Annotated in this window: 12 protein-coding genes; all 12 read right to left on the reverse strand. The window is 53.2% G+C overall.

From position 1 onward, the window contains the following. Position 1 precedes the first annotated feature (1 nt). On the reverse strand, positions 2-1,123 hold the full coding sequence (gene yqeH / locus NNL21_RS06645) for a ribosome biogenesis GTPase YqeH (RefSeq protein ID WP_373567525.1): 1,122 nt from the start codon (positions 1,121-1,123) through the stop codon (positions 2-4). Next, positions 1,120-1,719, reverse strand: a complete 600-nt coding sequence (locus NNL21_RS06650; protein WP_373567526.1) for a YqeG family HAD IIIA-type phosphatase — start codon at positions 1,717-1,719, stop codon at positions 1,120-1,122. The genes yqeH and NNL21_RS06650 overlap by 4 nt, the downstream gene beginning before the upstream one ends. Positions 1,720-1,836: 117 nt before the next feature. After that, on the reverse strand, positions 1,837-4,065 hold the full coding sequence (locus tag NNL21_RS06655; RefSeq protein ID WP_204816607.1) for a DUF4129 domain-containing transglutaminase family protein: 2,229 nt from the start codon (positions 4,063-4,065) through the stop codon (positions 1,837-1,839). Continuing rightward, positions 4,065-5,321 (reverse strand): DUF58 domain-containing protein, encoded by a 1,257-nt coding sequence (locus NNL21_RS06660; protein WP_204816608.1) that lies wholly within the window; start codon positions 5,319-5,321, stop codon positions 4,065-4,067. The genes NNL21_RS06655 and NNL21_RS06660 overlap by 1 nt, the downstream gene beginning before the upstream one ends. 5 nt (positions 5,322-5,326) lie before the next feature. Then, entirely contained in the window at positions 5,327-6,283 is a 957-nt protein-coding gene (locus tag NNL21_RS06665; protein WP_204816609.1) for an AAA family ATPase, read from the reverse strand. Between the two features lie 163 nt (positions 6,284-6,446). Continuing rightward, a complete protein-coding gene (gene spoVAE, locus NNL21_RS06670) occupies positions 6,447-6,797 on the reverse strand; it encodes a stage V sporulation protein AE (RefSeq protein ID WP_204816610.1) in 351 nt (116 codons plus the stop codon). Positions 6,798-6,820: 23 nt separating this feature from the next. Further along, positions 6,821-7,831 (reverse strand): stage V sporulation protein AD, encoded by a 1,011-nt coding sequence (gene spoVAD, locus NNL21_RS06675; RefSeq protein WP_204816611.1) that lies wholly within the window; start codon positions 7,829-7,831, stop codon positions 6,821-6,823. 2 nt (positions 7,832-7,833) lie between these two features. After that, on the reverse strand, positions 7,834-8,319 hold the full coding sequence (gene spoVAC, locus NNL21_RS06680; protein ID WP_204816612.1) for a stage V sporulation protein AC: 486 nt from the start codon (positions 8,317-8,319) through the stop codon (positions 7,834-7,836). A gap of 384 nt (positions 8,320-8,703) precedes the next feature. Further along, positions 8,704-9,273: a nitroreductase family protein gene (locus tag NNL21_RS06685; RefSeq protein WP_204816613.1), complete on the reverse strand. Its 570-nt coding sequence runs from the start codon at positions 9,271-9,273 to the stop codon at positions 8,704-8,706. 164 nt (positions 9,274-9,437) lie between these two features. Continuing rightward, on the reverse strand, positions 9,438-11,327 hold the full coding sequence (locus NNL21_RS06690; protein WP_256555069.1) for an ABC transporter ATP-binding protein: 1,890 nt from the start codon (positions 11,325-11,327) through the stop codon (positions 9,438-9,440). A 349-nt stretch (positions 11,328-11,676) separates the two neighbouring features. Next, complete coding sequence (locus NNL21_RS06695; protein ID WP_204816614.1) at positions 11,677-12,795, reverse strand: DUF4179 domain-containing protein; 1,119 nt, start codon at positions 12,793-12,795, stop codon at positions 11,677-11,679. After that, positions 12,792-13,316, reverse strand: a complete 525-nt coding sequence (locus NNL21_RS06700) for an RNA polymerase sigma factor (RefSeq protein WP_256555070.1) — start codon at positions 13,314-13,316, stop codon at positions 12,792-12,794. The genes NNL21_RS06695 and NNL21_RS06700 overlap by 4 nt, the downstream gene beginning before the upstream one ends. Positions 13,317-13,544 lie beyond the last annotated feature (228 nt).

Below are 13,544 nucleotides of genomic sequence, written 5' to 3' on the forward strand. Positions count from 1 at the left end.
CTTAGATCAGCGCATCGCGCATCAGTACGCGAATACCCTTCGGCGCATACACGTCTACTAAGGCCCCGGTCGTGCCGTTCACATGAATCCAGCCCAAGCCGGATATGAACACATCCGTCTCGGTTCCCCGGCGAATGGTCAGCCGGTGACGGGTCCATGCCGGAATTTCCTCCAGCTGCTCCTTGTTCGGAGGGGACAGCAGCTCGCCTTTATGATCGTTATACAGCTCATCTGCCCGCTCCAGCTTCGTCCGGTGAACGGTCAACCCGCTCGAAATATACAGCGTAAAGGACTGCCGGTCGCCTTCCACAAAATCAAACCGCGCCAGTGCTCCGATAAAGAGCGTTTGTTTGGCGTTCAGCTGATAAACGAGCGGCTTGATCTCTTTCTCCGGCAGCAATGCCTGAAGAACGCCCCGTGGTACGACTTCGGTCATCCGGTGCGGATACACGATCCCCGGCGTATCAATGATCACATTCCCGTCATCCAGCGGAATGTGGACGGCATCCAGCGTCGTTCCCGGATAACGAGATGTCGTCAACTCACGTTCCAAATCGCTGTAATCGTGAATGAGCCGATTGATTAGCGTTGACTTGCCCACGTTGGTAGCGCCTACGACGTATACGTCCCGATTGCCTCTGTATTCACCAAGTGCTTCAATGACACGATCGAAGCCGATGTTCTTCTTCGCGCTGCACAGCACGACATCCACTGTACGAAGTCCTTGCGATTTGGCCTGTTTCTGAACCCAATTGCGAAGCCTGTTATGGTTCGCACCCTTAGGCAGCAGGTCCATCTTATTGACGACAAGCAATACCGGATTGTTCCCTACAAATCGCTGCAACCCGGATATAAGGCTGCCTTCAAAATCAAATAAATCGACGATATGCACAACAAGACTGTCCGTAGCGGCAATGCCGCCGAGCAGCCTCAAGAACTCGTCATGGTCGATTGCGACCGAAGCCGCTTCATTATAGTTCTTAATTCGGAAGCAGCGCTGGCATATCGCTGGATCCTTGTCTATCGCGGCGGCCGGGATAAAGCCCGGCTTGTCCGTCGATTCCGTCTGCAGCCGAATGCCGCAACCGGCGCATGCGCCTTGCTCTTGTTGCAATTTCGTCACTTGCGATCCTCCTCGGGCCATAGCCCTTTTTTGCGAAGGCGAAATAGGGCGATTTTTTCCAGTCTTCGATTGAAACGAGTCATGATACCTTCGTCGCCCGGCGAGATCGGACTAACTAGAATCGTATGAAGTCCCATTCTCCGTCCGCCTAATACATCCGTCATCATCTGATCCCCGATGACAGCTGTCTGTTCAGCCGGCAAATCGAGTACGGTAAGCGCTCCTCGGAAAGCTCTGTTAGCCGGCTTGCGGGCTGCATGGATATAAGGTATATCGAGCGGCTCCGCAAACGCAGACACACGTGTCTTGTTATTGTTCGAGACGATGACGACTTTAAATCCCAGATCCCGTACAACGTTAAGCCAATCGACAAGCTCCGGCGTGGCCAGTTTTTCCTTGGCGCCGACGAGCGTATTATCCAGATCCGTAATGATGCCTCTCATGCCGCGCTCTTTGAGGGCATTCAAATCAATATCATAAATGGTATTGACGCGCATATGCGGCAACAGCCGTTCAAACATGGTTTCGACTCCCCTGCTATCGCTATCATCGAAACTATACCATACAAAGGGAATTCCATGCAAAGCTTGTCTCATGGCAAACGGCTGTATCTGAACCGGAAGAAAAGATGCATCACTCCTTCTTTATCCTCTGATCCTTTCAAGAAAAAAAACCGGAAACGGGCCATATTTCTCCCGTTCCGGTTTCATTCGTTAAGTCAATCGCTCCCGAACCGAACGCACATGCGATTCGAACCGGGCGATTTCATCTTCCGTTATCGGTTGGCTGCTGTACATCGCCTTCTCGAACGTCAGCTGAATCGCGCGGAAATCGGTCTGAAGAAAGGTCAATCGCCCTGACCACCGGGACATCGTCTCGCGAACGGTCTCGTGCTCCGCCCGGTCAAGACCTTTGCGCCGGCAGTGTTTAATCAAGCGCTCCGTCTCTTTCACGATACGCTCATTGGCCGTTCTTGCGCGGTCGCGGTACTGTTTCCAGGCAGCCCGGATGGAGCGGTACCGGAAAGCGGCGACTACGCCTAGCAGCACAACGATTGCCGCAGCGATCGTCCAGCCAGGAATCGTGAAGCCTTTCTCCTCGACCTCGGTTTTGGTCGGAGCCGTATCGGACTCGATCTCAGGTACAGCCACCGGCTCATCGCTGGGCATGGCGTAGGGAAAGGAGAACCCGGCCGTAGGCTCGAAAGGCAGCCATCCATAACCCTCGAAGTAAACCTCTACCCAAGAATGCGCATCCGCATTACGAACGGTATACGTTCCGGCGCCGTCTGGATTGATTTCCATGCCGCCCGGGCCCTGCGGACGAGAAAATTCGGCGTCCATCGGCAAGGATCCCGGCGAATATCCCTTTACCCAGCGAGCGGGAATACCAATCGAACGGGTCAGGACAGCCATGGACGTGGAGAAATAATCACAATACCCTTCCTGCATCTCGAACAGAAAAGCATCCACAAAGTCATTGCTTGAGCGGGCAGATAAATCCGGTTGATTGTTATACTTGAAATTCGTCTGCAGATAGCTTTCAATCGCTTTGACCTTATCGTAAGGCGTACCCGCCTCTGCCGTAATGTCGGCAGCAAGCGTGCGCACGCGTTCCGGAAGCTCATCCGGCAGCTGCAGATAGATAGAATTCAAGCTGTCGCCGGTTCCCGAAACCGTAATATTGCGAAGCGCCGCCTCGTCAAGAACAGCGGTGTCCGACACGATGGAATACGTTTCCGGATAATCGGCCGATTCACCCCTCGGCAGCCGAAGCTCCCAAGATTGCGGAAGCCATCTCATCGACGGAAAAGGCTGGTCGACAGCTCCCATATAGACAATGGAGGATATCGGTCCCGCTCCGAATAAAACAGGATAACGATCCTTGCGGATCATCGTGAAGGTCTGTTCCACCTGAACCGTTTCGACTGAAGCACGGTCCGTTCCAAGAGGCAGCGCCTCATTGGGCGATATTGACGTGACCGCCTCTTCCCGCAATTCGACTCTGCTGTCTTCCCAGCCGGCTCCGTTATATAATGCTTTCGTCTCTCCCCGCCAGTAACTCCGCCGAGTAGTCGTCACCGTCATGACCGGTGAATAATCGAAGGTAAAGCCGTTGCCCAGCGACTCGTCATTGCGGCTGTAACCGGAACGGCTGTCGCCCGCATTCTTGGGAGCGACGGTTTCGGTGCCAATCTTGCTGCCGATGTACGACGGGACCGCCTCACCGCGCGATTCCTTCCAGACTGTATAGGGATCCTTCAGAATCGGATCGATGGACGGCACGAACAAGCCGGCTCCCATCACCAGAGCTATGATGAGCAGTACGGGAAGGAATAAGCTGAGCGGATATTCAAGCAGATGCCGCCAGCTGTCCGGATGCTTTTGCTTAAAATTCGCAAAGTGGCTGGCTACCAGCCATCCTAGCCCGACAAATACGATACCTGCGATTTCTTCCCATAAATAAATCGGCGTTAACAGCGAGTCCGCCACAGCCAAGGACAGCAGCGCCGCTGAAACAAGAAGAATAATAGCCGTTCTCTTCGTGCGCAGCATGACGGCCGCTTGAACGGCGAGCCATACCCCCAAGCTGATCCAGATGTAAGGGGTAAGCTGCTCCATATGAAGACTCCCCCACTGCCGCCATTCGGCCCATGTATCGATCTCGGAAGTGGCCGGAATCCAGTGGAAGTCCGTGTAGATGCCGTTAATAATAATAATCGCCATGAGTTGAAGACCCACGGAGATTTTCTTCCATGGAATGACAATCATAATAAGTACGGATGAGACCAGAAGGCTATGAACGATTGTAAATGTCGTTTCCCACCAATAATCGGACAGGCATCGTATCCATATGATGGCTAAAAGAGTGGCATAGACGGCAGATAGCTTATAATACCAATCTCCGAGAAAATTAAAGCCGGTTGTGCGAGGTCCTGCCATTATGCACTCCCTCCTTCCAACGCTGCAGGAAGCTCCTGTAGGCTGCCGATGGAATATACCGTATACCCTCCGCGGCGCAGCAGACGGAGCCATTCCGAACCTGACCGGTCCGTCCCGTACATGAGATCCCCCGATCCCTTCATATGAACGAGCAGGGGAACAACGCCTCGGCGTGAAAGCCATTCCATCGATCGAACGGCTTCTTCGCCGCCTTGCGGACTAAGGATCACGACGAACGAACCATAGGGCAGCATGGCTTCCGATTGGCGCAGCATTCGATAAAGCGGCGTGTCGCCATCCGACTGGACGCGAACCAGATGATTCATCATAAGCTCCAGCTGGTCCTGAGCCGCCTGAGGAGCGAAGCCTTCTTTCTTATCGCCGACAGACAAGAGTCCAATTGAGGTAGAACGCCGGTACGCGAATTGGGCTAGGGAAGCCACAGATGAAACGGCCAGCTCGAACTGCTCCTGGCGTTCATAGACACCGCTGTACCGGTCCAGCACAAAGATCGTTCGCGGCAAAGATTCCCGCTCGAACTCTTTGGATTTCCACTGCCCCGTCCTGGCCGTCGCATTCCAATGAATGCGAGAAAGCCGGTCACCATATATATACTCTCTGACGCCGTTGATTTGGGTCGTTTCCTTCGCTGCCCGCTGTGTAGCTGACGTCGAATAAGGACCTTTTACGCCGCGCTTCAGCTGATGCCATTGACGAATGGGCACCGTCTGCGGATAAACGCTGAATGGTTCCGGATGCTCGAATGTGCCTGTGTGCTCAAACAGTCCAAATATATCGCGCGTCGAGCATGTCGTCGGCGCGAAACGGTACACGCCCCGCTCCAGCGGCGGCGTCGTATACGTTACTTCACCATATCTCCGGTAGCTGGGCACGAAAGAAGCTTCGAACGGAAGCTCGCTGCCGTTCTGGCGTATAACCCGGTCACGGACAAGAACATAGGGGATCGGCCACATACCGGGTACATGAACCGTCACTTGAACATCGAGCCGCGCCCCGGCCGTTAGCGATTTCTCCAATGCAGCTGCTCCCGAAGATCCATGCGACAGCCTTCTAGTCCCGGTCACGCTGCCGATCCCGCTCCACCTGCCTAGCACAAGGTAGATGAGCAATACGTTAAAAATACAAAAGAGCATCAAGGATGTCTTCCCGCCTTGAAACAGTAGAAACAGAAGGGAAATGGCATACACCATGCCGATGACCCGCCAACGCATCATCGTTCTGTCTGCCGTCAACATAGGCGTTATCGCTCCATCCGGACAGGAACGCTCGTCTGACGGACAATCGTATCGATAACATCCTCCGCTGTTGAGCCGTTCATCCGGGCTTCGGTATGCAGAACCATACGATGACATAAGACCGATTGGATCAAGACTTTAATATCGTCAGGGATGACGTAATCCCGTTCCTGAAGAAAAGCATTAGCCTTGGCGGCTGCCATTAATGATATGGCTGCACGAGGACTTGCACCCAGCAGAATGCTGCTGTGCTCGCGCGTTGCGCGGACAATGCGAATTAAATAATCGCCGACCGCTTCGTCTACGTGGACCTGATGGACCGCTTGCATCAGCTGGGCTACCTGCTCAATATTCGCGACCGGCAGCAGCTTGTCCGCCGGGGAAGTGGAATCCGGGGCGAGGACCATCTGGCGCTCCGTCGATGCGTCCGGATAGCCAAGCGTGAGCTTCATCATGAACCGGTCAAGCTGTGCTTCAGGGAGTGTATAGGTACCCTCGAACTCTATCGGATTCTGTGTTGCGATTAATATAAACGGCTGCGGAAGCTCAAAAGAATCTCCATCTACCGTGACATGCCGTTCCTCCATCGCTTCGAGCAGCGCCGACTGTGTCTTCGTCGTCGCGCGGTTGATCTCGTCAACGAGCAGTAAATTCGTCATAACCGGACCCGGACGATAAATAAACGTCTCATCTCTAGGGTGATAAATCGCGACGCCCGTAATATCTGTAGGCAGCAAATCCGGGTTGCACTGCACCCGCCGAAACTGTCCGTCGATTGTTTTAGCCAATGCTTTAACCAGCTGTGTTTTGCCTGTGCCAGGTACATCCTCAAGCAGGACATGGCCGCCTGCAAGAAGTGCTGTTAACAAACGTTCTATTTCGACCCTTTTTCCCAGGATACATCGTTCCAAATTGCTGCGAATTGCGCTGCATAGCGAATAGTTAGCATTACGAATTTCCATGGTACAACCTCCCGGAAGATAAAAATATGACAGCATACTAGTATTTTACAGAAAATAAAACCTATCGTACAGCAGACAACTTAATAAAAAAAATTGGAGAATCCCACAGAGGGATTCTCCAATTGCTAAGTCCGGTTCATTCCCGCATCGAGGTTAACCGCCATCACCCTTTGGGTCTGACGACAAGCGCTGCCAGAAAGGAGAAGATGATCGCGGCCGAGATGCCCGCGCTCGTCAAATCAAAGATGCCTGTGATGACCCCAATCCAGCCGTCCCGGTAATATTCGGTTAGCGCCCCATGCACGAGCGCATTGCCGAAGCTGGTGATCGGCACGGTAGCTCCTGCGCCGGCAAAATCGACGAGAGGCTCATATAAGCCCACGCCATCCACGATCGCCCCGGCCACCACAAGTGCCGCCATTGTATGTGCCGGTGTCAGCTTCATGACGTCAAACATGAGCTGACCAATAACACATATGGCTCCCCCGATAATAAAAGCCCAAACGAAATGCATACTGCTTATCCTCCTTCGTCCGCTTAATGTTGACTCTCGATCGATACGGCATGGGCGATGCATGGAATGCTCTCCCCCTGCTGATAGGAAAGCGGGGACAGCAATGCGCCGGTCGCAACCACGAGAATACGCTTGAACTCACCCTGCCTCATCCGTTTAAGCAGATGCCCATAAGTAACGACGGCTGAGCAGCCGCAGCCGCTCCCGCCTGCCTGCACCTTCTGGCGTCCGACATCATAAACCATGAGGCCGCAATCCTTAAATACGGTATCCTCCATCGGAACGCCATCCCGCGTCAGCAGATCCTTGGCTATTTCATGGCCGACGCTCGCGAGATCTCCAGTCACGATAAGATCGTAGTCCTTCGGCTCCCGGCCCGTATCATTAAAGTGAGCTTGGATCGTATCCACAGCCGCAGGCGCCATCGCAGCACCCATGTTGAACGGATCCTTGATACCCAGATCGACGATTTTACCGATCGTCGCGCTCGTTACAACCGGCCCTACGCCTTCCGCGGCCAGGACGGCCGCTCCCGCTCCCGTTACCGTATACTGTGCGGTCGGCGGCTTCTGCGAGCCATACTCCGTCGGATAGCGGAACTGTTTCTCCGCCGTACAATTATGGCTGCAGGTGCCGGCCAGCACATACTCCCCGGAACCGGAATTAACGATGAGCGAAGCGATCGCAAGCGATTCCATCGAGGTCGAGCAAGCTCCGAACACGCCAAGATAGGGGGCTCCGATCGTTCTGGCGGCAAAGGAATTGCTAATAATCTGGTTCATCAGATCCCCGCCGACATAGAATTGAAGCTGCTGTTTGTTGACTCTCGCATGCTTCAGCGCGAAATCAGAGGCCTGTTCCAGCAGCAGGCGTTCCGCCTTTTCCCAGCTCTTCTGCTGCATATCAAGCTCGGGATGAACCAGATCGAAATCGGATGCAAGCGGGCCGTCCCCTTCGTCCGGACCGACAACAGTCGCGGATCCAATGATGACCGGCTTCTTATCGAACCACCAAGTTTGTTTACCCTGCAGCATCGTTAATGTCCCTCCACGCCAAGCACCATATAGACGATGCCGACAAAAAATGCCGCCACGGCACCGAATACGATAACAGAGCCGGCCAGCTTAAACATGTTGCCGCCAACGCCGAGCACCAACCCTTCGCTGCGATGCTCCAGAGCGGCGGAACACATGGAATTGGCGAAGCCGGTAACGGGAACAGCCGTCCCCGCGCCGGCCCACTGGGCGATCTTGTCATACACGCCCAGACAAGTAAGCACGATTGAGATCAGAATCAGAACCGCGACTGTCGGATTGCTCGCCTCCGTCTTACTCATTTGGAAGGCATAAACGAAAAAATCCTGTATGACTTGTCCCAGCAGGCAGATTAATCCTCCGACCAAGAATGCGCGGACACAATTTCCAAAGATCGAACGGGAAGGCTCCCGGTTTTTGGCATAGGTTTGATATTCTTTCGGAGACATCGTCATTTTCTTATATTTGGCGCCTGTTTTCGTTGCCATGAGCTGCTCATCCCCTGCTGTATTTTTGGTGGAATAGTGGATCTTCTTCAAAGTATTCGTCAAAAAGGGAATCATTATGCTATACGCAGCAGTCCATCGATACTGCTAATGATGATCAGCCGGACTATAAATGCAATGCAAACAGCACCCTCCCGATCTTGAATGACCGGTGAGGGTGCTGATGGTCTGAATGTAGCGTTACAGCATCGCGACAAGCAGCAAAACGACTAGCAGTACATATAATACGAGTACCAACAGCAGTAAGGTCCGCCGCATGAAACAAGCAGCTCCTCTCGCGCGGGATAGGCTTATGTTCCATTCTATGCGGGCGAATGCGGATGCGGAGCTTGCCATAACATATTTCACACGGCTGACGATGGTATGTTAGTCGATCCAGACCGTCTTGGAAGCCGCGCTTTCCCGGCGGCCTGCCGGCGACGTCCCTTCAGGATGGCCAAGATAGATAAGACCAAGAACGCGGTCCTGCGGTCTAAGCTCGAAGGCCTCGTTCATGAATGGGTGATAGCAAGGTTCCCCGGTGCGCCATATGGCGCCCAAACCAAGCGCATGGCTCGCTAGAAGCATGTTCTGGACGGCTGCGAATACGGCGCCGTATTCTTCAATCTCAATGACCATCTTCTTGTCGCTTGGAGCTACAGCAACGGCGATAACGACCGGTGCGCGCAGCGCTTTCTTCTTGGCACCCTCTGCAGCGGCAATGCTCTCAGGGGAGCCTGGATCGGCAGCGCCTTCCATCGCGATCCGGTAATAAGCCTCGCCAAGCTTGCCGCGTCCTTCACCGGACATCACGAAGAAACGCCAAGGCTCCGTTAACCGGTGATTAGGTGCCCAAATGCCAGCTTCCAATATTTGATCAATCGCTTCTCTTGATACAGCGTCTTCCTTCACTCTAACGACAGATCTTCTTGTGGCAATCGCCTCGAATAGTTCCATGATCGACTCCTGACTCTCGTGAAAGGTTTTGTCTCCTCTCTATTCTATCATAAAGTGTAGGGATGCAAGTAGAGCCATGTGCGGCAGTCAAGTAAATGAAAGCTGCCCTGCATGCACAAGAACTCGCATGGGGCAGCCTATCTTTTTTCAAAGAATGACGAAGATCAAGTTCCGTACTTCAAATCTGCCATTTCTTCCGGCTTCATCGCCTTCAGCTGCTGTTCATACAGCTTCCGGTATAATCCATCCTCGCGGAGCAGCTGCTTATGTGGACCGCGCTGTACAATGCGTCCATTATCGATGACGAGAATCTGATCGGCGCGTACGACCGTTGCAAGCCGATGCGCGATGACGAAGGTTGTACGGCCTTCCATTAATCGTTCCAGCGCTTCCGTAACGAGTGCCTCGGATTCCGAATCCAGCGCGGAGGTCGCTTCATCCAATATCAAGATTTGGGGATCCTTCAGCAATGCTCTAGCGATCGCGAGCCGCTGCTTCTGGCCGCCCGACAAGCGCATCCCTCTCTCTCCAATTATGGAATCATAGCCGTCCTTGAAGCTCTCGATGAACTCATGCGCGTTGGCAGATCGCGCAGCCGCGACGATCTCGGCCGCCGTAGCATCTGGACGTCCGTAGACCAGATTATCACGAATCGATCCGGAGAATAAGATGTTATCCTGGAGGACGATCGCAATATGTCTGCGCAGATCCTCCAGCACGTAGTCCCGCACATCCACGCCGTCAATGAACACACGCCCCTTCTCCGCATCATAGAACCGCGGAATAAAGTTAATGAGCGTCGATTTACCCGCACCGCTCGGCCCTACCAAGGCAATGACCTGACCAGGCTTCGCCTCGAAGGAGATGTCATGCATCGCCTCGCGCTCCTCCAATTCAATGACGGGCTTGGGCGGATTCACATTGGTCGGCAGCCAGAAGAATTTCTTCGGCGTTGCTTCCCTCTCCACGAGGTCCGGATCCTTCCAGTTTACCGCATGCTGCGGAACAGGCGTGCGTATTACATATTTAAACGATACATCTTGAAACCGGACCTGCCCCCTGCATACCGGCATCGGACGGGCATCCGGGGAACTCTGCACATCGGGCTGTTCATCGAACAGCTCAAAGATTCGCTCGATGTTCGTGACTGAATTTTGGATCGTGACGTTAACGTCGGCAAAACGTTGAATCGGACCATAGAGATTGCCCAGCAGCATCTGGAATGCGATGATTTCGCCTGCGGTCATTTTGCCATTCAGCGCGAATGTACCGCCGACGAGCCAGATGACGATACTGCCGGCATTGGCCAGCGTTTCACTCATTCGGCCAAGCAGATTGGAAACCAGATGAGCCGACATCGTGTGCTGAAAGTGCTGCTGCGTCTGCTTGTTGAACCTATGCTTCTCGATCTTTTCTCCGTTGAACGCCTGCACGACGCGAATCCCCGACATCCGTTCCACAAGCGTACCCGAGATACGTTCCATCTGCCTGTGGACCGAACGCCACGCAAGACGGATTCGGACATTCAAATTTGTAAACGATAAATAATAGAGCGGCAGAATGGACAGCGCGATGAAAGCCAGCGTCGCGTCCATCTGGAATAGCATCGCCCCGGCAAACAGGACGAGAAACAGATCCATCACCAGATTGATGACACCGCCGCCGATCAGGTTCTGAGCCCCGCCGATATCATGCAAAATTCGCGATGACAACCCGCCTACATGCCGCTGCTCGTAAAACCCGACTGACATTCGCTGCAAATGATCATACAGCTGATCCCTTAAATCCCGCATCATCCGGTTGCCAAGGCCTGCCGTCAAATAACCGCGAATGAAATTAATCGCGATCCCGCAGACGGTAATCACTGCCATCAACGTAACGACTTCGTATAACCCCCAGCTGCCTGCTCCCTTCAGTACTTCGTCGACGATGATTTTCGTCAGCCACGGATTGGCCAGCGGCTGTACGAATTGAATGATGCCCAGCGTAATGATTACGCCGATCATTGGCCAGTATGGCCTTGCCCAAAGCAAATAGCGTCGTACCGGACTCATCGGCCCTTTCTCCCTCCCTTTATTAACAAAAAATCCATTTGTAAACAAAATGAATATAACGGTTTCCAGTGGCGCTGTCATATGGGGAGCGAGCCGCTATACCCGGGTATCGGGGCATTACCGGCGCCTCACGCCAGCCTCGCTCCCCCCTTCTTATAAATCCACCAATTTCCTCCAGAAATCATTATCTCAACAACAAAAAAGGCGCCAACAACGGCGCCTTGCGGCTCTTGTTATATCTCACATAGGATGTAAGATTTAATTAAAAATCCACACTAATCCCGCTTCTCTGCATACTACATTCCTTCTCATCAGGTACTGGTGCTTCAAGCCCTATTCGCTTCAACGCTTATGGGAGGGGAATTTTTACTGCAAATTGCTGCAGCGGCTTCTCTGAATAGGCCTCGCCCTTGTCCGTCTTCGGATAGGTCATCAGGACGGGTACGACCGTCACCGATTCGACCCCTTTGGGTACAGGCTCGGTGAACATGCGTATATCCTTTACTTCTACCCAGTGATCCTCCGGCAAGCTCCGGTCCGCGATCCTGCTGGACCCTGATGAGGTAATCACGCCCAGCTTCAGCTCGTTTCCATAGCTAACCTCATATTTAAGCCCATACGAGTAATGCTCATCCTCCATGTGCGCAGCATACAGCTTTCGCGGGAGCTCCAGATGGAAGTTCCATACGGCCGCATTGGCTGACGTACGGGATTGGGTGACTCCGAACTGTACATCGTCTTGCTTGACGGTGTAGCTGTCATCATAGGTTTTCTCCGCAATGGTTCCGGATTTGACCGCCTCGATCTCGAAGCTCCAATTGCCGGAAACCATCTCCTTCATAATCGCGTCAGAACCGCTGACCGCAATCTGGGGCACGTTAATTTGGAGGGGAAGCCGATCCGGAACAGGCCGGTCAAAAAAGTAGTTGACGATCCCGATCTTATTGTCCCCCCATAATGCGCCTGAATCGGAATTCAGTACGCCAGGGGCCATTTTCTTCATGGAGTTGTCCAGCTGAAAAGCAGGTTTTACGTAATATTCCTGCGGTATACCGTCCTTATGGGAGAGCGAATAACTGAATGAGAGGCGCAGCCCGTCATATTGAACCTCATGAATCCGTAACGTATAGCCTTTATCTTCCTTGCTTGCCAATATAGGCAGCTCCTTCTGATCGGCGCGTTCGGATACACCCTTGTCCCCCATCGAAGCGAAGATGGATTGCAGCAACGGTTTCATGGCGTCTGCGAAGGTGCTGCTGCTTGCTGCCAGGACGGAGCCCGATACCAGCATAATTCCGGCCAGCCATGCCCATTTGTAGAAAGAGATGCTTGAACGCTTCTTGCGCCTTCTCTCTTGGGGCAGCCCTTCCAGCGTTTGTTCGATCCGGGCCTTCACTTCCCCTGGAATCTGACTTCCTTGAACGCCCAGCCTCTCCTTTATGCGGATATCCAGCATCGTTCGTTTCATTGCAGCACCACCCCCGGTTCCGTTTCTTTGAGCAGAATAGCCAGCTTCAATCTCGCCCGATAGAGACGCGACTTGACAGTGCCCTCGGAAATATCGAGCGACTGCGCAATCTCCTTCACAGACATATCTTCCATATAGTAGAGCACGACAATTTCCTTATGTTCCAGATCCAGCTCGCCAAGCAGCTCGTCGACCTCCATACTCGACTCAAAGCCATGAACGTCTTCCCTTTCGACGACGCCGGTCATCGGAATAAACTTGCTGTTATGTCTTGCGATTTGCCTGCACTCATTAATTAGAATACGAATAAGCCACGTCCGAAAATAAGCCGGTTCCCGAAGTCCGCGAATTCCGTTATAGGCCTTAAGAATCGTCTCCTGAATGGCATCGGCTGCATCGGAGTCCGACTTCAATATACCGCGGGCAACCGCGTACATCGATTGCTCGTTGGCGCGAATTAATTGTATGAAGGCATCCCGCGCTCCATTGACCGCTTCTTGTACCTTTATCGACACGTCCACAATCGTGCAGCTCCTCTCTCTTTGCCTATTAGATGGACGAGCAGGGCGTTTGGTTCCCGCTTGGGTGAAATTATTTTATCTCTCTCATATCGTCGGACTCTATTCTAGCACTCCCTCTTGAATTTAATGTAGCGCAAAGGCTGCCCATTCTTCAGCACCCGGCTGCTTGAAGGGACAGCCCTTCTCCCAATTTGAGAGGGAAGCGCAAGATGTACAACACAAAAAGCG

The sequence above is a fragment of the Paenibacillus mendelii genome, assembly GCF_024498075.1.
GTDB lineage: Bacteria > Bacillota > Bacilli > Paenibacillales > Paenibacillaceae > Paenibacillus_Z > Paenibacillus_Z mendelii.